This window comes from Paraburkholderia sp. GAS82 (assembly GCF_050436285.1).
GTDB classification, from domain to species: Bacteria; Pseudomonadota; Gammaproteobacteria; order Burkholderiales; family Burkholderiaceae; genus Paraburkholderia; species Paraburkholderia phenazinium_B.
In genome coordinates, this window is record NZ_JBNDLX010000001.1 from 1 (window position 1) to 21,503 (window position 21,503).

The 21,503-nt window shown below is 62.7% G+C and carries 22 protein-coding genes; 12 read left to right on the forward strand and 10 right to left on the reverse strand.

All coding sequences use genetic code 11. The features are described 5' to 3' along the window. Together P3T17_RS00005 and P3T17_RS00010 are read left to right on the forward strand one after the other, a co-directional pair. The coding region (locus tag P3T17_RS00005) for an electron transfer flavoprotein subunit alpha/FixB family protein (RefSeq protein ID WP_429403955.1) at window positions 1-885 on the forward strand (885 nt) is incomplete at its 5' end. 103 nt (window positions 886-988) lie between these two features. Next, window positions 989-2,779 (forward strand): acyl-CoA dehydrogenase, encoded by a 1,791-nt coding sequence (locus tag P3T17_RS00010; RefSeq protein WP_429403957.1) that lies wholly within the window; start codon window positions 989-991, stop codon window positions 2,777-2,779. A 144-nt stretch (window positions 2,780-2,923) separates the two neighbouring features. Here P3T17_RS00010 and P3T17_RS00015 read toward each other — a convergent pair whose 3' ends face one another. Further along, entirely contained in the window at window positions 2,924-4,210 is a 1,287-nt protein-coding gene (locus P3T17_RS00015; RefSeq protein ID WP_074263740.1) for a D-amino acid dehydrogenase, read from the reverse strand. Window positions 4,211-4,379: 169 nt separating this feature from the next. On the opposite strand from P3T17_RS00015, the gene P3T17_RS00020 reads away from it, so the two are divergent. Beyond that, a complete protein-coding gene (locus P3T17_RS00020) occupies window positions 4,380-4,868 on the forward strand; it encodes an Lrp/AsnC ligand binding domain-containing protein (RefSeq protein ID WP_429403959.1) in 489 nt (162 codons plus the stop codon). 112 nt (window positions 4,869-4,980) lie between these two features. Next, the gene (locus P3T17_RS00025; RefSeq protein ID WP_429403960.1) at window positions 4,981-6,111 is read left to right on the forward strand and encodes a PA0069 family radical SAM protein; all 1,131 of its coding nucleotides are present in this window, start codon (window positions 4,981-4,983) and stop codon (window positions 6,109-6,111) included. 70 nt (window positions 6,112-6,181) lie between these two features. Here P3T17_RS00025 and P3T17_RS00030 read toward each other — a convergent pair whose 3' ends face one another. Continuing rightward, complete coding sequence (locus tag P3T17_RS00030) at window positions 6,182-6,625, reverse strand: TM2 domain-containing protein (protein WP_074263785.1); 444 nt, start codon at window positions 6,623-6,625, stop codon at window positions 6,182-6,184. A 399-nt stretch (window positions 6,626-7,024) separates the two neighbouring features. Between P3T17_RS00030 and rpsP the strand changes: the two genes are divergently transcribed. From rpsP to P3T17_RS00060, 6 genes are all read left to right on the forward strand, one after another. Then, entirely contained in the window at window positions 7,025-7,279 is a 255-nt protein-coding gene (rpsP, locus tag P3T17_RS00035; protein ID WP_074263786.1) for a 30S ribosomal protein S16, read from the forward strand. Between the two features lie 141 nt (window positions 7,280-7,420). Continuing rightward, window positions 7,421-8,143, forward strand: a complete 723-nt coding sequence (gene rimM, locus P3T17_RS00040; RefSeq protein ID WP_429403962.1) for a ribosome maturation factor RimM — start codon at window positions 7,421-7,423, stop codon at window positions 8,141-8,143. A 25-nt stretch (window positions 8,144-8,168) separates the two neighbouring features. Further along, a complete protein-coding gene (gene trmD, locus P3T17_RS00045; RefSeq protein WP_429403964.1) occupies window positions 8,169-8,936 on the forward strand; it encodes a tRNA (guanosine(37)-N1)-methyltransferase TrmD in 768 nt (255 codons plus the stop codon). A 143-nt stretch (window positions 8,937-9,079) separates the two neighbouring features. Continuing rightward, on the forward strand, window positions 9,080-9,460 hold the full coding sequence (rplS, locus tag P3T17_RS00050; protein ID WP_074263789.1) for a 50S ribosomal protein L19: 381 nt from the start codon (window positions 9,080-9,082) through the stop codon (window positions 9,458-9,460). Between the two features lie 99 nt (window positions 9,461-9,559). After that, window positions 9,560-10,240, forward strand: coding sequence for a CoA pyrophosphatase (locus tag P3T17_RS00055; RefSeq protein ID WP_074263790.1), 681 nt, complete (start codon window positions 9,560-9,562; stop codon window positions 10,238-10,240). 127 nt (window positions 10,241-10,367) lie between these two features. Continuing rightward, window positions 10,368-11,306 carry a CobD/CbiB family protein gene (locus tag P3T17_RS00060; protein ID WP_074263791.1) on the forward strand — a complete coding sequence of 313 codons (939 nt, stop codon included), beginning with the start codon at window positions 10,368-10,370 and terminating at the stop codon, window positions 11,304-11,306. Window positions 11,307-11,432: 126 nt separating this feature from the next. Here P3T17_RS00060 and P3T17_RS00065 read toward each other — a convergent pair whose 3' ends face one another. From P3T17_RS00065 to P3T17_RS00075, 3 genes are all read right to left on the reverse strand, one after another. Beyond that, on the reverse strand, window positions 11,433-11,753 hold the full coding sequence (locus P3T17_RS00065) for a putative signal transducing protein (protein WP_074263792.1): 321 nt from the start codon (window positions 11,751-11,753) through the stop codon (window positions 11,433-11,435). A 133-nt stretch (window positions 11,754-11,886) separates the two neighbouring features. Beyond that, entirely contained in the window at window positions 11,887-12,822 is a 936-nt protein-coding gene (rsgA, locus tag P3T17_RS00070) for a ribosome small subunit-dependent GTPase A (RefSeq protein ID WP_429403966.1), read from the reverse strand. Beyond that, window positions 12,819-14,078, reverse strand: coding sequence for a M48 family metallopeptidase (locus tag P3T17_RS00075; protein WP_429403968.1), 1,260 nt, complete (start codon window positions 14,076-14,078; stop codon window positions 12,819-12,821). The genes rsgA and P3T17_RS00075 overlap by 4 nt, the downstream gene beginning before the upstream one ends. 138 nt (window positions 14,079-14,216) lie before the next feature. On the opposite strand from P3T17_RS00075, the gene orn reads away from it, so the two are divergent. Further along, window positions 14,217-14,825, forward strand: coding sequence for an oligoribonuclease (gene orn / locus P3T17_RS00080; protein WP_074263795.1), 609 nt, complete (start codon window positions 14,217-14,219; stop codon window positions 14,823-14,825). A 25-nt stretch (window positions 14,826-14,850) separates the two neighbouring features. On the opposite strand, the gene mog is transcribed toward orn, so the two are convergent. Both mog and yjgA read right to left on the reverse strand, forming a co-directional pair. Then, entirely contained in the window at window positions 14,851-15,477 is a 627-nt protein-coding gene (gene mog / locus P3T17_RS00085) for a molybdopterin adenylyltransferase (protein ID WP_429403970.1), read from the reverse strand. Further along, on the reverse strand, window positions 15,458-16,078 hold the full coding sequence (gene yjgA / locus P3T17_RS00090; protein ID WP_429403972.1) for a ribosome biogenesis factor YjgA: 621 nt from the start codon (window positions 16,076-16,078) through the stop codon (window positions 15,458-15,460). Before yjgA ends, mog begins: the two co-directional genes overlap by 20 nt. 215 nt (window positions 16,079-16,293) lie before the next feature. Between yjgA and pmbA the strand changes: the two genes are divergently transcribed. Further along, window positions 16,294-17,664: a metalloprotease PmbA gene (gene pmbA / locus P3T17_RS00095; RefSeq protein WP_429403974.1), complete on the forward strand. Its 1,371-nt coding sequence runs from the start codon at window positions 16,294-16,296 to the stop codon at window positions 17,662-17,664. A gap of 91 nt (window positions 17,665-17,755) precedes the next feature. On the opposite strand, the gene P3T17_RS00100 is transcribed toward pmbA, so the two are convergent. The 3 genes from P3T17_RS00100 to P3T17_RS00110 form a co-directional block, all read right to left on the reverse strand. Continuing rightward, window positions 17,756-18,283: a dihydrofolate reductase gene (locus P3T17_RS00100; protein WP_429403976.1), complete on the reverse strand. Its 528-nt coding sequence runs from the start codon at window positions 18,281-18,283 to the stop codon at window positions 17,756-17,758. A 102-nt stretch (window positions 18,284-18,385) separates the two neighbouring features. After that, window positions 18,386-19,981: a sigma 54-interacting transcriptional regulator gene (locus P3T17_RS00105; RefSeq protein WP_429403978.1), complete on the reverse strand. Its 1,596-nt coding sequence runs from the start codon at window positions 19,979-19,981 to the stop codon at window positions 18,386-18,388. Window positions 19,982-20,005: 24 nt separating this feature from the next. Next, window positions 20,006-21,454: a hypothetical protein gene (locus tag P3T17_RS00110; RefSeq protein ID WP_074263799.1), complete on the reverse strand. Its 1,449-nt coding sequence runs from the start codon at window positions 21,452-21,454 to the stop codon at window positions 20,006-20,008. Between the last annotated feature and the right edge of the window lie 49 nt (window positions 21,455-21,503).

Sequence of the window (21,503 nt, forward strand, 5' to 3'; positions counted from 1 at the left end):
ACGCTGAACACGGTGGCAGCGGCAGCCAAGATTGGCGGCGATGTGCACGTGCTGGTGGCAGGTCACAACGCGCAGGGCGCGGCCGACGCTGCAGCCAAGGTCGCAGGTGTCGCCAAGGTGTTGCTGGCCGATGCGCCGCAACTCGAAGCAGGCCTAGCGGAAAACGTCGAAGCGACGGTGCTGAACATCGCGAAGGACTACTCGCATATCCTCGCGCCCGCTACCGCGTACGGCAAGAACATCGCCCCGCGTATCGCAGCGAAGCTCGACGTCGCGCAGATCAGCGATATCACCGCCGTGGATTCCGCCGACACGTTCGAGCGTCCCATCTACGCAGGCAATGCGATCGCAACGGTGCAGTCGAGCGATCCGGTCAAGGTCATCACGGTGCGTTCCACCGGTTTCGACCCGGTAGCAGCAGAAGGCGGCAGCGCAGCGGTCGAGAAGATCGCCGCCGCAGCCGACAGCGGCCTGTCGCAGTTCGTGAGCCGTGAAGTCACGAAGCTGGACCGTCCAGAGCTGACGTCGGCGTCGATCATCGTTTCCGGTGGCCGGGGTCTGGGCAGTGGCGAGAACTATACGAAGGTGCTCGAGCCGCTGGCGGACAAGCTGAACGCGGCACTAGGTGCCTCGCGTGCCGCAGTGGACGCGGGCTTTGTGCCGAACGACTATCAGGTGGGGCAGACGGGCAAGATCGTCGCGCCGCAACTGTACGTCGCGGTGGGCATCTCGGGTGCGATCCAGCATCTGGCCGGCATGAAGGACTCGAAGGTCATCGTGGCGATCAACAAGGACCCAGAAGCGCCGATTTTCAGCGTCGCCGATTACGGTCTGGTGGGCGATCTGTTCACGGTAGTGCCGGAACTGGTGAGCGAACTCGGCTGACCATAACAGCGCCATAAAAAAGGCGTCTGGCAGCAAACGAAGGGACGCAGGGACCGATAAGTCCAGCGTCCCTTTTTATATCGCAGGCAGGAGGAGAACTGAAATGAGCTATACGGCGCCCGTCAAGGACATGTTGTTCGTGATGAAAGAACTGGCCGCACTCGAAGACATTGCGAAGTTGCCCGGTTTCGAAGATGCCAACCTCGACACCGCGCAGGCCGTGCTCGAAGAATCGGCCAGGCTGTGCGGCGAAGTGCTGGCGCCGTTGAACGTCGAAGGCGATCGCAACCCCAGTAGCTGGAAGGACGGCAAGGTCACGGCAACGCCGGGTTTTGCCGAGGCGTTCCGGCAATTCGCCGAGGGAGGCTGGCAGGGTGTGCAACATCCTTTGGACTACGAAGGTCAAGGGCTGCCAAAGCTGATCGCAACGCCGTGCGTCGAAATGCTCAACGCGTCCAATCTCTCCTTCGCGCTATGTCCGCTGCTCACCGACGGCGCGATCGAAGCGCTGTTGACTGCCGGCACGGAGGCCCAGAAACAGACCTATGTGCCCAGGCTGATCTCCGGCGAATGGACCGGCACGATGAACCTCACCGAGCCGCAGGCCGGCTCGGATCTCGCGCTGGTGCGCACGCGTGCCGAACCGCAGGGCGACGGTTCGTTCAAACTGTTCGGCACCAAGATTTTCATCACTTGGGGCGAGCACGACATGGCGAAGAACATCGCCCATCTCGTGCTGGCCCGCACGCCGGGTGCGCCGGAAGGCGTGAAGGGTATTTCGCTCTTTATCGTGCCAAAGTTTCTCGTCAATGAAGACGGCTCGCTCGGCGAGCGCAACGACGTGCATTGCGTGTCGATCGAACACAAGCTCGGTATCAAGGCGAGCCCGACGGCCGTGCTGCAGTTCGGCGATCATGGTGGCGCGATCGGTCATCTGATCGGCGAAGAGAATCGCGGTCTCGAGTACATGTTCATCATGATGAACGCCGCGCGTTTCGCAGTGGGCATGCAGGGTGTGGGCGTATCGGACCGTGCATATCAGAAGGCGGTCGCGTACGCCAAAGACCGCGTGCAAAGCCGGCCGGTCGACGGCTCGGCCAGGCAGTCGGTATCGATCATTCATCACCCCGACGTGCGCCGCATGCTCGCGACGATGCGTGCGTTGACCGAAGGCTCGCGCGCACTCGCTTATGTCGCCGCCGCACATTGCGATATCGCGCATCGTCACCCGGACGAAGCGAAGCGCAACGAGCACCAGGCGATCTACGAGTTCCTCGTGCCGATCGTAAAGGGCTGGAGCACGGAGTTGTCGATCGACGTGACCAGTCTCGGCGTGCAGGTGCATGGCGGCATGGGCTTTATCGAAGAGACCGGCGCGGCCCAGTACTATCGCGATGCCCGCATTCTGCCGATCTACGAAGGCACCACCGCGATCCAGGCGAACGATCTGATTGGACGCAAGACGTTGCGTGACGGTGGCGCGGTGGCGAAGTCGCTGCTGGACGGTATTGCGCAAACGGTCGAAGCACTCGGCTCGCAGCAAGGGGCGGCCTTCGAGTCGATGCGGCGTCAGCTCGCGCAAGGACATCGTGCGTTGACGGCGGCGGTGGAGTTTGTTGTCGCCAACACGAAGCGCGATCCGAATGCGGTGTTTGCCGGCAGCGTGCCGTATCTGAAACTGGCGGGCATCGTGCTCGGCGGCTGGCAGATGGCGCGTGCGTTGCTGGTGGCGGCGGAGAAGCGTACCGAAGATCCGTCGTTCTATGGGGCGAAAATCGCGACCGCGCAGTTCTACGCAGAGCATGTGCTGCCGCAGGCGGCTGCGCTTGAAGTGGCGATTGTCAGCGCGAAGGGGGATGAGGGTGTGCTGGCGCTGTCGGAGGATCAGTTTTGACGTTGCGCGTGAATTGAGTGCGAGACTGCGTGATCGATGAGATCACGCGAAAAACAAACGGCGCCTGGAAGCTTGCAGGCGCCGTTTGTTTTGAGAGGGGCGGACAGCGTTACTGTCGTTCCGGTTGGTAACTTGCCAAATCGCTCAGGCGTAAGCCGGACGCGTTGCACCACCCGTCTCGCCGAGGTAGCGGTGCACCGACAGGTCGTCCGCCTGAATGGCAGGCTGCTTGCCCGACATCAGGTCCGCCAGCAGTTGGCCCGAGCCGCACGACATGGTCCAGCCGAGCGTGCCATGGCCGGTATTCAGGAACAGGTTCGACACCGGCGTGCGGCCGACAATCGGCGTGCCGTCCGGGGTCATCGGACGCAGGCCGGTCCAGAAGCTAGCCTTGGCCGTGTCGCCACCGCCCGGGAACAGGTCGTTCACGCACATCTCGAGCGTCTCGCGACGCGCCTGACGCAGCGACTTGTCGAAGCCAACAATCTCCGCCATGCCTCCGACGCGAATCCGGTCGTCGAAACGCGTAATCGCAATCTTGTAGGTTTCATCGAGCACGGTCGACACCGGCGCGGCCGCGGCATTGACGATTGGCGCGGTGATCGAATAGCCCTTCAGCGGATACACCGGAATCTTGACGATGTCCGCGAGGAACTTCGTCGAATACGAACCGAGCGCCACTACGAACGCGTCGGCGCGTACCAGTTCGCTACCGCATTGCACGCCGGCGATCCGGCCGCCCGCCATGGCGAGCGCGTCGATCGGCGTGTTGTAGCGGAATGTCACGCCCAGTTCTTCAGCCAGTGCCGCGAGGCGCGTGGTGAACATCTGGCAATCGCCGGTTTCGTCGCCCGGCAGACGCAGGCCGCCCGTCAGCTTGTGGGCAGTTGCAGCGAGTGCTGGCTCGGCACGCGCGAGTTCGTCCGGCGACAGCAGTTCGAACGGCACATTGGCGTCTTTCAGCACGGCGATGTCTTTCGCGGCGCCGTCGAATTGCTGCTGCGTGCGGAACACCTGCAGCGTGCCGCCGGTACGGCCTTCGTACTGGATGCCGGTGTCGGCGCGCAGGGCCTGCAGGCAGTCGCGGCTGTATTCGGCAAGGCGCACCATACGGCCCTTGTTGACCGCATAGCGCGACGACGTGCAGTTCTGCAGCATCTGCCACATCCATTGCAACTGGAATTGCGTGCCGTCGAGGCGGATGGCAAGCGGCGCGTGCTTCTGGAACATCCACTTGACAGCCTTCATCGGCACGCCCGGCGCGGCCCATGGCGACGCGTAGCCTGGCGAGATCTGACCGGCGTTGGCAAAGCTCGTTTCGAGTGCCGGACCGGCTTCGCGGTCGATCACCGTGACTTCATGACCGGCGCGTGCAAGATAATAAGCGCTCGTCACCCCGACGACGCCACTGCCCAAAACGACGACTCGCATAGCTGCTCCAGAAGGTTCTTTGGGGCTCGCGCGTCCTTGGAGAAATCAGCTCGTTTGTAGATAATTCGATTAACGAGGTGATACGCTTTCAGCCCAGTGTTATCCGCTATAGTATTGAGTGTCAGGTAGGTTTTGTTATTGTATTTTTAAGATTTTCAGTAAAAAGGCCATGCGAACACATCGTCAACCGATCCGTGCGCTCGACAAGCTCGATCACAGGATTCTCAGGCTGCTTCAGCAGGACGGCCGGATGGCGATGAAAGACCTCGCCGAGCAGGTTGGGCTGTCGGTTACGCCATGCATCGAACGGGTCAAGCGGATGGAGCGCGACGGCGTGATCACCGGCTACCATGCGCGTGTCAATCCGGCTGAGCTGGGCGCTGCGCTGCTGGTGTTTGTCGAGATTACGCTCGACCACAAGAGCGGCAACATGTTCGACCAGTTTCGCCGCGAGGTGCAGAAGATTCCCGAGGTGCTCGAGTGTCATCTGGTGTCGGGCGACTTCGACTACCTCATCAAGGCCCGCATTGGCGAGATGGCCGACTACCGCAAGCTGCTCGGCGATATCCTGCTGCAGCTGCCCGGGGCGGTGCAGTCGAAGAGCTATGTGGTGATGGAAGAAATCAAGGAAACCTTGACGATCGCGGTGGGCGAATAGGCTGTCGGTAAGGTAAAGACGGGACTCGACAAACGGCTCAAACACTGTATATTTATACAGTAACAGTGAGCCGTTTTTTCGTTCCCGTTTCCTGTTTTGGCCTGACCTCGCCGTGACTGATTCCGTCCCCGAATATCCGATCGCCCCGCCTACGCCCCACAAAGGGCGCGGTGCCGTGACGAACCTGCAAGGCCGCTATGAGCTTGACCAGCGCGAAGCGGTGGATGACGGCTGGGCGCCAAATGAGGAAGAGGAAGGTAGTTCACCCAAGTTGCGCACGCAGATCTTTGAAGAGCGTGCCAAAACCATCCTGACCCGCAACGCGTCGCCCGACATCCCGTTTAACGTCTCGCTCAATCCTTATCGCGGTTGCGAACACGGCTGCATCTATTGCTTCGCGCGGCCCACCCATAGTTATCTGGGGCTATCGCCGGGACTCGATTTCGAGAGCCGCATTTACGCCAAGGTCAACGCGCCGGAACTGCTCGAACGGGAGCTTTCGAAGAAGTCGTACGTGCCGGAGCCGATCGCACTCGGCGTCAATACGGATGCCTGGCAGCCGGTCGAACGCGAGTTGGGTCTCACGCGACGGGTAATCGAGGTGTTGCACGCGCGCGGTCATCCGTTTGCGGCTATTACCAAGTCGTCATTGATCGAGCGCGATCTGGATCTGCTTGTACCTATGGCGGAGCGCGGCCAGTTCATGGCGGCCATCACCATCACCACGCTGGATGCCGAGATTGCCCGCACGCTCGAACCACGAGCAGCAACGCCGGCACGGCGGCTGCGCACAATCCGCACGCTGAGCGAGGCCGGAATTCCGGTGGGCGTCAGTATTGCGCCAGTAATTCCGTTCGTCACCGAGCCTGACATGGAGCGGGTCATGGAGGCGTGTGCGGAAGCGGGGGCGACCAATGCGAGCTATATCGTGCTGCGTCTGCCGTGGGAAGTCGCGCCGCTATTCAAAGACTGGCTCGCAGCGCATTTCCCGGATCGGGCCGAGCGGGTCATGAACCGCGTGCGCGACATGCGCGGTGGCAAGGACTACGACGCCTCCTTTGCCACACGAATGAAAGGTGAGGGTTTGTGGGCCGATCTGATGAATCAGCGCTTCCATAAAGCCGCGCGTCGGCTCGGTCTGAACGAGCGTCGGCGAGGCATTCTGGATATGTCGCAGTTTGTCCGCGCGCAGCCGCCGGCGCCGATCCCGGCGCGCGACGACGGACAAATGGATCTCTTTTAGCTGGGGCGTACGAGCGTTGGCGCCGCCAGCCCGTTTGATCGATCTGTTCGGCCGACGCCCCTCGAATCGCCTACATCGACGATTCGAAATAGGTATCGAATGCAACGGCAAGGCTCGCCATCATCAGCATGGCGCCAATGAACAGCGAGAAAATCACGACGAAGATCACCGGCCAGCCGGAACGGCTGCTTTGCGCGCTCTGCGGGTTGAATTGCGCATCCCACTTTTCGTCGGGACGCAGTCCGTAGACAATCGCTGCAAGGAATGCGGAAAATAGTGAGATTGCGCCCGGGACCGCCAGCACCCAACCGAGCGCCGAGGTCCGCTGGGTGAGGATCAGCAGCAGAACACCCGGAATGCCGAACAGCGTACAGATCAGGTGAATCCAGCCATACAGGTCGCGCTTTCCATATAAGTAGAAACGGTGCGCGCCGAGGCTGCCGAAGAAGAAGGCGAGTGCCGCGGTAATCGTCTTGGACCTGAAGCGCGGTGAATTCGAAACGCGTGTGGACATGGGGGCAAGAGTTCAGTGACGGGCGGTCGTGAGGACTGGTGCGCAACGGTGCGCGGACCGAGGCGCATTCTACGCCCCGCGGCGTGGCGCAGGCCACGTCGCAAGCTGATTGATGGAATTCGCTGACGCCCAGGTTGCCTCGTAGGTGACGCGGTAAGTCGGGCCCGTGCGACAGGCGGGAACCGGGCGGAAAGGGCGGCGGGCGGTACGGTAGCGAGGCGAGGTTTGCGGGCTTTCCGTCAGGTGATCGGGCGATTTGAAGAGGGCCGGCCGGCCGGACGACAGCCCCAGCGCAACGATGAATGCTAGTTTTCCCCGTAAGTGTTTGTTATGGCTTCAGTTTCCCGCTATAATCGCCTGTTTCAGTGGTTCCGAACCCCGGTTTTCAAGGATTCTAGTATGGTCATCATCCGCTTGGCTCGTGGCGGCTCCAAGAAGCGCCCGTTCTACAACATCGTCGCAACCGATTCGCGTAACCGTCGTGACGGCCGCTTCATCGAACGCGTTGGCTTCTACAACCCGATCGCTACGAAGGGTGAGTCGCTGCGTATCGCTCAAGACCGCCTGACGTACTGGCAAGGCGTTGGCGCGCAACTGTCGCCGACGGTCGAGCGTCTCGTGAAAGAAGCGCAAAAGGCGCAGCCGGCTGCTTAATGGTAGCTAGCATGTGCATCGCCGGCGGCTCGCGCAGCTTGCGCGAGGTGTCCGATGCGCGAGTTTTACTGCGCGTTTTGCTGAAGCAGACGTCGAAGGTGGTAACGAACTTCGACTTGAGGTGTGGTCTGAGGTGGCGTCATGTCTGAGCGTGATTCGGGAAGTTCAGGTCGCGCCAAGCCGGCTCAGCGCGCGCAGGCAGCAGGTGACGCACCGTTCGGCGCGTTTGTCCGCAAGCCGGTGGAACGCGTCAAGGCCAAGGCCCCCGGTGCAGCTAACGTCGATTCCGGCGCCGCAGCAATGCGTGCCGAAACGGTCGAAAGCTGGCCGGACGACGCTGTTGAAGTGGGTGCAATCGTCGACGCTTACGGCCTCAAGGGCTGGGTCAAGGTAGCCGCGCATGCGGATGCCGGACGGGGCGGCGATGCATTGCTGAGCGCGAAGCGCTGGTGGCTGATGAAAGGCCACGAGCGCAATTCGGCACCGGCGCTGCAGGCAAAGATACACAGCGACAGCGTCGTTGCCCACCTGGGCGGCGTGACTGACCGCGACGAGGCGCTCGCATTGCGTGGCGCTCGCGTGTATATCTGCCGCAGCGATTTCCCGACGCTGGAAGCTGACGAATTCTACTGGGTCGATCTGCTCGGCCTGGATGTCGTGAACCTGACCGGGGTTGCTCTCGGCAAGGTGGCTGACATGATCGACAACGGTGCGCATTCGGTGTTGCGCATCGAATATCCGGATACTGGTAAAGACGGTAAGCCGGTGACTGGCGAGCGGTTGATTCCGTTCGTCGGTGTTTTTGTCAAAACGGTGGACCAGGCGGCGAAGCAAATCGTTGTCGACTGGGAAGCTGATTATTAAATTAGCTCGTTGACCGGAGAGAGCGATGCAGTTCGATGTCGTCACGCTCTTTCCCGAGATGTTTCGTGCGCTGACCGATTGGGGCATTACCAGTCGCGCGGCGAAGCAGGAGCGCTACGGTTTGCGCACGTGGAATCCCCGCGATTTCACCACCGACAACTACCGTACGATCGACGATCGCCCGTATGGTGGCGGCCCGGGCATGGTAATGCTGGGCAGGCCGCTGGAAGACGCGATCGGCGCGGCGAAAGCCGCGCAGGCGGAGCAAGGCATTACCGGTTCGCGCGTCGTGATGATGTCCCCGCAAGGTGCGACGCTCAATCACGAAGGGGTGATGCGGTTTGCCGCGGAACCTGGTCTGATCGTGCTGTGCGGCCGTTATGAAGCGATCGACCAGCGTCTGATCGATCGTTGCGTCGACGAAGAAGTGAGCCTCGGCGACTTCGTGCTGTCGGGCGGCGAGTTGCCGGCAATGGCGTTGATGGATGCCGTGGTGCGTCAGCTACCCGGTGTGCTGAACGACTCGCAATCGGCAGTGCAGGACAGTTTCGTCGATGTGCTGCTGGATTGCCCGCACTATACGCGTCCCGAGGAATACGAAGGCGTGCGTGTACCCGATGTGCTGCTCGGCGGCCATCACGCGGAAATCGAGTTGTGGCGTCGCCGTGAAGCGCTGCGCAATACGTTGAACAAACGGCCCGATCTGATCGAAAAGGCCAGAAAGAACAAGATGTTGAGCCGTGCCGATGAGGCATGGCTTGCAAGTCTCGCGAAGGAAGCATCGAAGGCGTAGAGCCCCGGTGTCACTCGCGAATAGGCGGCGCCGCACATGCGTGTACGGTGCCTGATGTGAACCCATCCTCTATCGGGGCCGTAGCCGAGCAGTGTTCTGTGAGGCAGGTACGAACGCCGACAAGATGGACTTAGGAGTCAGTGATGAATCTGATTGCAAAACTCGAGCAGGAAGAAATCGCGCGCGCCCTCGGCGAGAAGACCATCCCCGAATTCGCCCCTGGCGATACGGTGATTGTCAGCGTGAACGTGGTTGAAGGCACGCGTAAGCGTGTTCAGGCTTACGAAGGCGTCGTTATCGCCAAGCGTAACCGTGGTTTGAATTCGTCGTTCATCGTCCGCAAGATTTCGTCGGGCGAAGGCGTCGAGCGTACGTTCCAGACGTACTCGCCGCTGCTGGCAAGCATCGTCGTGAAGCGTCGTGGCGATGTGCGCCGTGCGAAGCTGTACTACCTGCGCGACCGTTCGGGCAAGTCGGCCCGGATCAAGGAAAAGCTGGTCTCGAAAGACCGCGCCGCTTCTTAAGCGTAAAAGCTGTAAGAAAAAGCACCCTTCCCGGGTGCTTTTTTCTTTGTTGGGTCAAAATAGCGGCATGTCCTACAAAAGCTCGTTCCGAGAGTCCCGTTGACCCGACCCGTCTTCCAACCCGAAACGCTGCCTGTCGAATCGACCGGCGACGATCTGCCACCGGTTGCCCCCACACGTCTGACGCCTGATGGATTACGCGCCCGCTTCGAGCAGCGCCTTTCCTGGACGCCGGAGCCGGGTGACGCCCGCTGGAAGGAGTTCGGCGATCCGCGCGTCGCAGCGGTACTCGTACCGCTAGTGGTGCGCGACGACGGGATCACGGTATTGTTGACGCAGCGAGCCGATCACCTCAACGATCACGCCGGCCAGGTCAGTTTTCCGGGCGGTCGTCACGAACCGTTCGATGCGAACGCAACGGCCACGGCGTTGCGTGAAGCGCAGGAAGAGGTGGGTCTGGACCCCGCACGCGTCGAGGTGCTCGGCGCGATGCCCGACTATCTGACCGGCACAGGCTTTCGCGTCACACCGGTAGTGGCGCTAGTACATCCGCCGTTCACCGTGGAAGCCGACTCGCTCGAAGTCGCCGAAGTCTTCGAAGTGCCGCTGAATTTTCTGATGGACCCCGCTCACCATGAGGTGCGCGTGTTCCGCTGGGAGGGTGGCGAGCGGCGCTTTTTTGCCATGCCTTATCCTCGCGGCGACGCGGCCGGACACTACTTTATCTGGGGGGCGACGGCTGGTATGTTGCGCAATTTCTATCGCTTTCTTGCTGCATGACGCACGCCAACCCGCTCGAAGCGGCTCAGGTGTCGCAGCTTTGCAACCATCACCGCGCCCGGTCGGATCCGACCCTGTGCTATCGTTATAAAACAATCGTAAAAACCCGAAAAGCACGGCGCATCGCATGACTTTTTTCTCCGTATTGCTGGCTCTGATCATCGAACAGGTGCGCGCGTTATCGCCGAACAATCCGGTGTCGGCGCTGCTTCAATATCATGCGGAGTCGGCGGCGCACGGGTTCGACGCCGGCAAGCCCAAGCACGGCCTGCTTGCGTGGCTCGTGGTGGTGGTGCCGTGGACGCTGGCCGTCGCGCTTGTCTACTACGTGCTCTATCACATCAACTTCGTGCTCGCGTTCTTGTGGAACGTCGTGATCGTCTATTTCACGCTAGGATTCCGCCAGTTCAGCCACTACTTCACGGACATTCACCTCGCGCTCAACAACGACGATGTGCCGCGCGCGCGTGAAATCCTCAATGAATGGACGGGCCTCGATACGGTCGACATGCCCGTCAGCGAGATCGTCCGTCATACGCTGATCCACGCGGTGGTGGCTTCGCACCGTCATGTGTTTGGCGTGTTCTTCTGGTTCCTCGTGCCGGTGGGACCAGCGGGCGCGGTGCTGTACCGGATCGCCGAGTACCTGGCGCGGACGTGGTCGCGCCCGACGGACGACCGCACCGTGGCGTTCTCCAGTTTTGCGCAGCAGGCGTTTTTTGTAATCGACTGGGTGCCGGCGCGGCTGACGTCGCTGGGCTTTGCGATTGTCGGCAATTTCGAAGACGCCATTTATTCATGGCGCAACCATGCGCGGCAATGGCCCGACACCAATGACGGCGTGTTGCTCGCGGCCGGCAGCGGTGCGCTCGGCGCACGTCTGAGCGGCCCGCTGGCGGAGCCGTCGAGTCTCGATGCACTGGCAACGGGCGATGGCGATCCCCTGCAGGTAGGTGATGACTGTACGCCGCGCACGCTGCAATCGGCGGTGGGACTGGTGTGGCGTGCTGTCATCCTGTGGATGATCCTGCTGCTGATGCTGACGATAGCGGTCTGGCTCGCCTGACGCGAGTGTCAGTCATATGACTACGTGACAATGCCACATGCGTGAGCAGTATCTCGATTGAGGCCGGTGACCCCGGCCTCAAATTGTTTTGGCCAACTGAGCTACCCACGCCATCGCTTCGCGCCGTCACCCGTCCAGCGGATTGCGCGCGGTCCCGCATTGCCAGCAAACCGTGAACTGCGCCTCTAGCGTCTCGCCGCATTGAGCGCAACGCCATGACGGCGAACCCGCGCTGGGTCCATGCGCGGCCACCTCGATAAGCTTGCGGGCCATCATCTCGTCGCGTTCGTCGACGAGCCACAACTCCGGCGCGCACTGATCCGCTGGAATTTCCCCAAGCGCGCCGTTCAGGTAGCGGTTGTGCAGTTCACAGGCAATGCCCGCGGTCGCCAGCACATTGATCCAATGCTGTCCGATCAGCAGATTCGGCGCGCGCATCAGTTTCATCATGAGTGTCGACCGGTGGAGTCTAAATAAGACGGGTTGATGGAGATCGGGAGATCAGGAAGGGCAGCGCGCCAGTTGTGCCAGGCAACCGACCGCCCACGCACAAAAGCATCACAAAAGCATCGCAAAAGGCTCAGCGAACGATCTGGCTCGCCTCGTGGACCAGCTGCGCATACAACGCATGCCGTGCCGGCGCAATCCGCCCATCGGCGACCGCTTCGAGAATCGCACAGCCCGGCTCCTGCAGATGATGGCAGTTGTAGAAGCGGCAGTTGGGCAGCAGCGGCCTGAACTCAGGGAACGCCCTCTCAAGCTTGCCCTCGGTCAGGTGGTGCAGACCGAATTCCTGAAACCCTGGCGAATCGATTAGCGCGCCGCCGTCCGGCAGCGGGTAAAGCCGTGTGAAAGTGGTCGTATGGCGGCCGCTGTTCAAAGCGGTGGAGATCTCGCGAGTCGCTACCTCCGCATTTGGCACCACGAGGTTGACCAGCGTGGACTTGCCCATTCCCGACTGGCCGAGCAGCAGCGTGGCGTGGCCGTGCAGATGTTCCTCGAGCGCGGCGTGTGCGGCCTCCGGCTGGGTTTTGATCGATAGTTCCACGACGGTATAGCCAAGCGCCTGATAGCGCGCGAGCCGCTTTCGCGCGCCCGGCAACTCGGCCTCGACGTCGGTCTTGTTCAACACGATCAGCGGCTTCAGTTCGTTCGCCTCTGCCGCCACCAGGGCGCGGCCGAGCAGGTCTTCGCTGAAGTGCGGCTCGGTAGCGAGCACGATCAGCAACTGATCGAGGTTCGCCGCAAACAGCTTCGATTTGTACTGGTCCGAGCGATACAGCAGATTGCGCCGCTCGGCTATCTCGACGATCACGCCCTGATCCGCCGAAGTCGGCTCATAGATGACTCGATCGCCGACCGCTACCTCGCTGCGCTTGCCGCGTGGAAAACACTGCAGCATCGCGCCGCCGTCTTCCGGCGCCACCAGGTAGTGCCTGCCATGGGCCGCAATGACGAGGCCGCCCACCCGCGTCGTGGACGGCAGGCGCGCCGCTTTCTGGGGACGGGCGGTCATGCGTGCCGCAGCAGGCGGTCGATCCGCTGCGATGCTGGCGGATGCGAATAATAGAACGCGGTGTAGAGCGGGTCGGGGGTGAGGGTCGACGCGTTGTCCTCGTAGAGCTTGACGAGCGCGTTGACGAGATCCTGTGCGTCAGTCTGGGTGGCGGCGAACGCATCGGCTTCGAATTCATGCTTGCGCGAACTGAGACTGCCGAGCGGCGTCACGAAGAACAGGAACACCGGCAGCGCAAGGAAGAACAGCACCAGCGCGAGCCCGCTGTTTCCACCCAGCAGCGATGGCCGTACGCCGAGCCCCTCATAGAACCAGACGCACTGCATCAGCCAGCCCAGCAGCGCGAGCATTACGAGGCTGAGCGCGAATATCACCACCATCCGCTTGATGACATGGCGGCGCTTGAAGTGACCGAGTTCATGCGCGAGCACGGCTTCGATCTCGCTGCCCGACAGGCGTGCGAGCAGCGTGTCGAAGAACACGATGCGCTTGGCCGCGCCGAAGCCCGTAAAATACGCATTGCCGTGCGCGGAACGGCGGCTGCCGTCCATCACGAACAGTCCCTTGGCGGCGAACCCGCAGCGCTTCATCAGCGATTCGATCCGGCTAACCAGGGCTTCGTCCTTGAGCGGCTCGAACTTGTTGAAGAGCGGCGCGATGAACGACGGATACAGCACCAGCACGAGCAGCTGGAACACCACCCAAACGATCCAGGTCCACAGCCACCACAGGCTGCCGGCCTGGTTCATCAGCCACAACACGACAAACAGCAGCGGCAGGCCGAAGGCCGCGCCGAGCAGAAGGCCCTTGATGCGGTCGGCGAAGAAAATGCCCTTGCCCATGCGGTTAAAACCGAAGCGCTCTTCGACGACGAACTGCCGGTAGTAGTCGAACGGCAGGTCGATCACGCCGGTGATCGCAATGACCGCCGCGATCAGCGCGATCTGCCCGACGTAGCCGCGGCCAAGCCAGTCCGAAATCGCCAGATCGAGCACCTGCACGCCACCCAGCAGCGTGAGTCCGATCAGCACGGCCGCGCCGACGACAATCTCGATCATCGTCAGCCGTGTGCGCTCGACGGTGTAATCGGCCGCACGTTGATGCGCGGTCAGGGCGATGGTGCCTGCAAACTGGCCGGGCACCTGCCCGCGATGCGCTGCGACGAAGCGGATTTGCCGCGACGCGAGCCAGAGCTTGGTGCCGACCATCGCCACTACGGCGACGGCGAACAGAACGGTGAAGTACAGAGTAGGCATCCGGGGAATCCGTGGTATCTATGCGAGAATTATATGTTTCTTCCCGCCGGCTGGCGGGGTCACGCTAAATCGAACTGTTTCAACGGCGCACAGGGCCGTCCCAAGGGGCGCGCGGCGCTATTCACCAGGGTTGCCTCCATGACTGACATCCTCGAATCCGCTGACGGGCCGTCGCTCGTGCGCAGCGACATGAACCTGATCTGGCTGGACATGGAAATGACCGGGCTCGAGCCCGACACCGACCGCATCATCGAGATCGCCGTTGTGGTGACCAACTCGACGCTCGACAGAGTGGTGGAAGGGCCTGTCCTCGCCATCCACCAAAGCGACGAAACGCTCGCCAGGATGGATCAGTGGAACCAGAACACACACGGCCGTTCGGGTCTGATCGACCGGGTGCGCGCTTCGAGCGTCGGCGAAGCGGAAGCCACCGAGCAGATCCGCGAATTTCTCGGCCAGTACGTCCCACCGGGCAAGTCGCCGATGTGTGGCAATTCCATCTGCCAGGACCGCCGCTTCATGGCGCGCTGGATGCCGGATCTGGAGCGCTTCTTCCATTACCGCAATCTCGACGTGAGTACGCTCAAGGAACTGTGCCGCCGCTGGCAACCGGCCATCTACAAGGGCTTCCAGAAGCGTGCAATGCATACGGCGCTGGCCGATATCCACGAATCGATCGACGAGCTCAAGTACTACCGCGAGCACTTTCTGATCCCGGCGGCGAGCGCGCCGGTGGCGGAACAGTAATCGAAGCGACAATCCGGCGCGTCGCTCACGCCTGACGCGGCGCCCGGATCGCGTTTTTCGGCCGGAAGGCTTTCACAATGGCCGCGTTGGTTTCCACGTACGGGCCGCCGATCAGGTCGATACAGTACGGCACTGCCGCAAAAATCCCCGGCACCTTCACCGCTCCTGCCTCGTCGCGCAACCCCTCCAGCGTTTCCCGGATCGATTTAGGTTGACCCGGCAGATTGACGATCAGTGCCGCGTGCGTCGGCGTTTCGCGGATCACCGCCACCTGGCGCGACAAGATGGCTGTCGGCACGAAATTCAGGCTGATCTGTCGCATCTGCTCGCCGAATCCCGGCATTTCTTTTGTGCCCACCGCCAGCGTTGCTTCCGGCGTCACATCGCGCCGCGACGGCCCGGTGCCGCCCGTGGTCAGCACCAGATCGCAACTGGCCTTGTCTACCAGCTCGATCAGCGTGGCGGAAATCGTCTGCGCATCGTCCTGGATCAGCCGGGTGACGGCCTGCCACGGCGAGCTCAGCGCCGCGCCGAGCCATTCCTGCAAGGACGGAATCCCTTTGTCTTCATAGACACCCGTGCTCGCCCGGTCGCTGATCGAAACCAGCCCGATCACGATCTCATCGGGATGATTACGCGCGATCTTCGTCATCGTCGTCGTCCGGGGCGCTGTGCCCTTCGTGTTCATCGTCCTCGGCCGCTTCCGGGCCGTCCGCATTCTTGATCCACTGGAACAGCTCGCGGAAATAGCGCGGCGGCTTGCTCTGCTGCGCTTCCTTACGGGCGTTGCGGATCAGCGTGCGGCCTTCCTGCGGGTCGGCGGCGGGGTGTTGGCGGATGAAGTCGGTCAGCGCGGCGTCGTCGGCGAGCAGCTTTTCGCGGGTGCGCTCGATCCAGTGCAGACGCGCCGTTTCGGCCTTGTTGATGCCGTTGTACGAATCCAGCGCGGTGCGCAGCGCGGCCGTCTCGTCCTCGAGCAGCGAGCGCATCACCCGGCCGACGTACTGGACCTGGCGGCGTTTGCCTTCGTGATCGGTGATGCGGCGGGCTTCGCGCACGGCGTCGTCGAGCTTTTCGGGCATCGGCATGCGCTTCAAGGCATCTTTCGGCAGCGCGATCAGCGCCTCGCCCAGCTCCTGCAGCGCGTGCATTTCGCGCTTGAGCTGGGATTTGCTGGGACGGTCATACCCGTTCTCGTCGATCTCTGGCTCGGCGGCGGGTTCCATCGGTTGAATGCGGGTTTTACGTGTCATACCGTTATTGTAGCGTGCCGTGCCGTCGAATCCCGCGGTCACGCCAGTGGCGCCGCCGGTCCGCGCCTCTTGCCAGTGACGCAAGACGTCGGCGAATGCCAGGTACGCTCGCGCGGACCTTGCTATGATCGCGGGATACGTAGCGACGTACTTGAGAACACACCGGAGGGCCGCTCCCGGCCCCGACCAGGACGCAACGAAGGACGGCAACGAATATGGCAGCAGACATGGACGTCAGACAGCGCTTTTTTCCGCATACCCAGGATGAGCTGAAGGAAATCGCCTCGGACATCCTGCGTCACGCAAAGTCGCTCGGCGGCACCGACGCCGCGACTGAAATCTCCGAAGGCGACGGCCTGTCCGTCTCCGTGCGGCGTGGCGAGGTCGAGACGATCGAACACAACCGCGACAAGATGGTCGGCGTGACGGTGTTTATCGGCAACAAGCGTGGCAACGCGAGCACCTCGGACTTTTCTTCGCAGGCGTTGAAGGATACGGTTGCAGCCGCCTACAACATCGCCCGTTTTACGGCGGAAGACGACTGCGCGGGTCTCGCCGAGGCCGAACTGCTCGAAACCGCACCGCGCGACCTCGATCTGTATCATCCGTGGAATCTCACCGCCGACGAAGCGGTCGAGATCGCCCGCCGCTCCGAAGACGCAGCGTTCGCCACTGACCCGCAGATCCGCAATTCGGAAGGTGCAAGCGTCTCGGCGCAGCACTCGCAGTTCGTGCTCGCCACCTCGCGCGGTTTCCTCGCCGGCTATCCGTATTCGCGCCATTACGTGGCGTGCGCGCCGATCGCCGGCAGCGGGCGCAACATGCAGCGCGACGACTGGTACAGCTCGCAACGCAACGCGGCAGATCTGGCCGATCCGGAAGCCATCGGACGTTACGCCGCGCAGCGGGCGCTGGCGCGCATCGGTGCGCGCGGCCTCGACACCCGCAAGGTGCCCGTGCTGTTCGAAGCGCCGCTCGCGGCAGGCATCCTCGGTGCGTTCGTGCAGGCGGTGAGCGGCGGTGCGCTGTATCGCAAGACCTCGTTCCTCGTCGACAGTCTCGGCAAGCCGGTGTTCGCGCCGCACGTGCAGGTGGTCGAAGACCCGCACGTGGCCCGCGCCATGGGCAGCGCGCCGTTCGACGAAGAAGGCGTGCGCACGAAGCAGCGTTCGGTGGTGAAAGACGGCGTGGTCGAAGGCTACTTCCTGTCCACCTACTCGGCGCGCAAGCTCGGCATGAAGACCACCGGCAACGCGGGCGGCTCGCATAACCTGAAGCTGCTCAGCTCGAAGACGCGTCCCGAGGACGATTTCGAGGCCATGCTGAAGAAGCTCGGCACCGGCCTGCTGCTGACCGAGCTGATGGGGCAGGGCGTCAACTACGTGACGGGCGACTATTCGCGCGGCGCGTCGGGCTTCTGGGTCGAAAACGGCAAGATCCAGTATCCGGTGGAAGAGATCACGGTGGCGAGCACGCTGCAGGAGATGTTCCACCATATCGTCGCGATTGGCGCGGACACGCTCGTGCGCGGCACCAAGCAGACCGGCTCGGTGCTGATCGAGCGGATGACGATTGCCGGACAGTAAGCCAGCACGCAGTCAGTAGGGCCGCCACAGACAGAAACGCCAGAGAAGACAGCTTCTCTGGCGTTTTTTTTGTGCCTGGCCCTCCGCGCGATTACGCCTGCGGCGGCTGCTCTCCCGCTGCCGCATCCGTGCGGCGGTACGTCACGAACGCATAGTCGAATTCGTTTGGCGCGTGAGCGCGGTGCGTCTCATGGGCTACTTCTTCCCATTCGTCCGGATCGAGCGCGGCAAAATGCGCGTCGCCGTCGAAGTCGATCGAGATTTCCGTGATGATCAGCTTGTCGGCGTGGCGCAGCCCCTCTTTGTAGAGTTCGGCGCCGCCGATCAGGAACGCTTCCGGTGCCTGATCCTGGGCCGCGAGTTTGAGCGCATCGTCGAGATTGGTGGCCGTATCGCATCCTGCGAAGCGGCGGCCCGCATCGCGCGAGACGACGATATTGCGCCTGCCAGGCAGCGGCCTGCCGATCGATTCATGGGTCTTGCGGCCCATGATGATGGGGGCGCCCATGGTCGTGCGCTTGAAGAACGCAAGATCCTCGGGCAGGCGCCAGGGTAGCTGGTTGTCGCGGCCGATCACGCCATTGCGGGCGCGAGCGACGATCAGGGTGAGCGTCGTCATCGATTGGAGAAGGGAACGTAACCGCTCCGATTCTACCTGACGCCCACGCCACCCCAGCGACAACGCCGTGCGCCGGGGCGCGGCGGCGTGCGCGGCGGACCTTCACTCGGCCGCGCGGGCGCCTTCGGCCGGCAACACCTCGTCCTCTGCACCGACCGCGTCGCGCATGCCATGCGTATCCAGCAGGCGCGACAGCGTCGCCCGCGACACGCCCAGATCTACCGCCGCCTCGTTCAGACGATGCCGATGACGCAACAGCGCGGCTTCGATCGCGCGCTTCTCGGCCGATTCGCGAGCCTGCGCAAGGGTCACGCTTTCCTGCGCGGTGAAGTGGGCCAGATCCAGGTCTTCGGCCGAGATCAGCTTGTTCTCCGCCATGACGATAGCGCGGCGCACGCGATTGATCATTTCGCGCACGTTACCGGGCCAGTTGTAGGTGTACATGGCCTCGATCGCCGAGGGCGCAAAACCGCGGATCTTGCGCGCGCTGTCGGTCTTGAACTTGTGCATGATGTGATGGGCGAGGATTTCGATGTCCTTGCCGCGGGCGCGCAGCGGCGGCTCGTCGATGCGCAGCACGCACAGCCGGTGAAACAGGTCGGCGCGGAAGCGCCCGTCGCGCATCGCGGTTTCAAGGTCGATGTGAGTCGCCGAGATGATCCGCACGTCGACGGGAATCGAATCGCGGCCACCGAGCCGCTCGATCTTGCCCTCCTGCAGGAAACGCAGCAGGCTCGCCTGGCTTTCCATCGGCAGATCGCCGATTTCGTCCAGCAGCAACGTCCCGCCGTCCGCTTCTTCGACCCGTCCGATCTTGCGCTGGTTGGCGCCGGTGAAGGCGCCGCGTTCGTAGCCGAATAGTTCGGACTGCAGCAGATGATGCGGAATCGCGCCGCAGTTGATGGCGATGAAAGGCGCCTTGCGGCGGCGCGAGCGTTCGTGGATGGCCAGCGCGGTGAGTTCCTTGCCGGTGCCCGATTCGCCGGAGATGAACACGCTGGCGTCGGTGTTGGCGACCTTGCGGATGGTGCGAAACAGATGCTGCATGGCTTCGCAGGTGCCAACCATTTCGTCTTCATCGCTGGCCGGGGTGCTCTCCATCATGTCGGGATCGCACAGTGTCACCATGCCGAACGCGTGACTGACGAGGTAATCGATCGTTGCGTTGGCGACTGGCATCTTGACGTAGTCGAAACAGTAATGGCGGATCAGGCGCCGTACTTCAGGATCGGTCAGACGCTCGGAGGTGGACAGCGCAATCCAGCCGATCTGTTGCTGACGTAAGCTCGCTTCGAGGCCGCCCAGGTCGCGCGGCGCGAAGCTCGCCAGATCGACGATCCCCGCACAGACGACGTCGTGCTTGATGAGGCGGCTCACCTCGTGCGCCGAACGCGCGGCCATGACGTTCCAGCCACGGCTTCGCAGATGGGCGGTGAGCGTCTCGTCAGGCGTGCGTGCGACGTAGAGCAGGGTCCGCCCGGTCTGCGCGTAGGGGCTTTTCGGCACCGCCTGAGCCGCGGCGCAGGCGTCCCGCGGCCGTCCGATGGCAGCTTCCTTCGGCCGGCCCACAGGCAGCTCCTGTGGAAGTCCCGCCGAGATTTCCTGCGGCCGTACCACAGCAACTTCCGTCGGGCGTGCCAGAGAAAGATGCGTGCCTGAGGGCGGTGCAACACTGGTCAGATGGGATGATTCGCGCACGATCAACCTCGTATCGTTGGCACGTCAAAAAGTGTAGGGAAAGCGCACGCCGATCACGAAGTTCGGTGTGTCGGGCGTGAGCCCCACGGAGACCGAACCATTGATCGTCAGGTGCTTGTTCACTACGTGATTCAGGCCGAAAGTCAGCGCCGCAGCGGTCGTTTCGCTGCCCGGCACCTTCGAATAGGAGCCGCCAGGCGCCCTGGTCTCTGACTCCGGCTCCAATGCCATCGTGTACGACACGCTGGCCGAGTCCTTGTCCGAGAAGGCCAGCGCGGCGCCGCCGCCGAACTGCACCACGTCGCCGATCTTGACCGTCGCGGGCTCGGTCTGGCCGATGACCGAAGAGATGTCCGAGAACGAACGCGCGATGTTGTAGGTGTACGAAAGACTGCCGAACAGCACGACCGGGTCATAGGTCTTGAGGACCGACAGCCCCGCGGTGACGTTCCAGAAGCCGGTGCCGGTAGGCAGCTTGCTCGGGGCGACGAGGTTCGTGTTGTCGGCATCGACCTGCTGCAGCTTGATGCCGAACGGCGACGAACCGGTCGGCGCCTTGATGCGCAGGCTACCTACCAGGTCCGGCAGGCTGTTGGTTTCCTTAAGAAACTCGTAGTACACACCGAAGTTGACGTCGCCGATGTCACTCGAATTGGCCGACGCGTCCGAGAGCGTGCTCGCTGCACCGCCGGCGCCGCCGACGATGAAGTTGCTGTGCCGGTAGATATACGGCACGTCGAGATCGACGCTCAGCCGGTCGCTGAGGCCGTAGCGGGTGTCGAGGTCCGCCATCACCTGGTGCGATTTGGTCTCGCCCAGGTTGATGTTGCCGAGGAAAATCGCATCGAGCGCGAGGAAGCCCGACAGTTGCAACTGGCGGCGATCGTAATAGGTATCGCTGATGCCCCAGTCGAAGGTCAGCTTGTGATCGAACAGCGGCGTGTGCTGCTGGCTCTGCACTACGGCGTCTTCCGATTGCGTGCGCACCGGCTCCGCGGCTTTCTGGGTCTGGCCGACCGCGCCTGTGCCATCGGTCGCAGGCGGCAGGCCGCCGCCGTTGCTGTTGCCGCTATCCGGCACCGGCGGATTGACCGGTACGCCGGTCGCGGTGCCCGTACCGCTGCCAGGCGCACTCGACTCGGGGTTGATCTGGGCGAGCGGCGGCAGCGGCGCCGGCAGCCCATCTGCGCCCGGCTGCTGGCCGGCGGCGATGCTGCCGTCGGCCGACGCACCGGCCCCCGGCAGGCCCCGGCCGCGCTGCGACATCTCCAGGTTCGTGACCTGTTGTTCGAGCGAATTGATCTGCTTCTGCTGTTCGCTGATCACCCGCATCAACGTGTTCAGCCGGTCCTCGACCGATTGGTCCGCGAGCGCCTGGGCGTGGGCGCCCTGTGAAAGTGCAAACAGCATGACCGCCGCAGGGATGGCCGCTAACATCACGCGCGGTGTCCCGGTCGTTGAGAATCTCATCATTTTGTGCTCCCCCGGTATTCTGACCGCGCGTCGCATATCTCCATGTGCT

Excerpts from the sequence above, each read along its gene's own strand:
- P3T17_RS00110 (WP_074263799.1), bottom strand. The coding sequence starts at position 21,454 with ATGATGAGATTCTCAACGACCGGGACACCGCGCGTGATGTTAGCGGCC.
- trmD (WP_429403964.1), top strand. The coding sequence starts at position 8,169 with ATGCAGTTCGATGTCGTCACGCTCTTTCCCGAGATGTTTCGTGCGCTG.
- rplS (WP_074263789.1), top strand. The coding sequence starts at position 9,080 with ATGAATCTGATTGCAAAACTCGAGCAGGAAGAAATCGCGCGCGCCCTC.
- yjgA (WP_429403972.1), bottom strand. The coding sequence starts at position 16,078 with ATGACACGTAAAACCCGCATTCAACCGATGGAACCCGCCGCCGAGCCA.
- P3T17_RS00075 (WP_429403968.1), bottom strand. The coding sequence starts at position 14,078 with ATGCCTACTCTGTACTTCACCGTTCTGTTCGCCGTCGCCGTAGTGGCG.
- P3T17_RS00020 (WP_429403959.1), top strand. The coding sequence starts at position 4,380 with ATGCGAACACATCGTCAACCGATCCGTGCGCTCGACAAGCTCGATCAC.
- rimM (WP_429403962.1), top strand. The coding sequence starts at position 7,421 with ATGTCTGAGCGTGATTCGGGAAGTTCAGGTCGCGCCAAGCCGGCTCAG.
- rpsP (WP_074263786.1), top strand. The coding sequence starts at position 7,025 with ATGGTCATCATCCGCTTGGCTCGTGGCGGCTCCAAGAAGCGCCCGTTC.
- P3T17_RS00060 (WP_074263791.1), top strand. The coding sequence starts at position 10,368 with ATGACTTTTTTCTCCGTATTGCTGGCTCTGATCATCGAACAGGTGCGC.
- P3T17_RS00010 (WP_429403957.1), top strand. The coding sequence starts at position 989 with ATGAGCTATACGGCGCCCGTCAAGGACATGTTGTTCGTGATGAAAGAA.
- orn (WP_074263795.1), top strand. The coding sequence starts at position 14,217 with ATGACTGACATCCTCGAATCCGCTGACGGGCCGTCGCTCGTGCGCAGC.
- P3T17_RS00065 (WP_074263792.1), bottom strand. The coding sequence starts at position 11,753 with ATGAAACTGATGCGCGCGCCGAATCTGCTGATCGGACAGCATTGGATC.
- pmbA (WP_429403974.1), top strand. The coding sequence starts at position 16,294 with ATGGCAGCAGACATGGACGTCAGACAGCGCTTTTTTCCGCATACCCAG.
- P3T17_RS00100 (WP_429403976.1), bottom strand. The coding sequence starts at position 18,283 with ATGACGACGCTCACCCTGATCGTCGCTCGCGCCCGCAATGGCGTGATC.
- P3T17_RS00030 (WP_074263785.1), bottom strand. The coding sequence starts at position 6,625 with ATGTCCACACGCGTTTCGAATTCACCGCGCTTCAGGTCCAAGACGATT.
- rsgA (WP_429403966.1), bottom strand. The coding sequence starts at position 12,822 with ATGACCGCCCGTCCCCAGAAAGCGGCGCGCCTGCCGTCCACGACGCGG.
- mog (WP_429403970.1), bottom strand. The coding sequence starts at position 15,477 with ATGACGAAGATCGCGCGTAATCATCCCGATGAGATCGTGATCGGGCTG.
- P3T17_RS00015 (WP_074263740.1), bottom strand. The coding sequence starts at position 4,210 with ATGCGAGTCGTCGTTTTGGGCAGTGGCGTCGTCGGGGTGACGAGCGCT.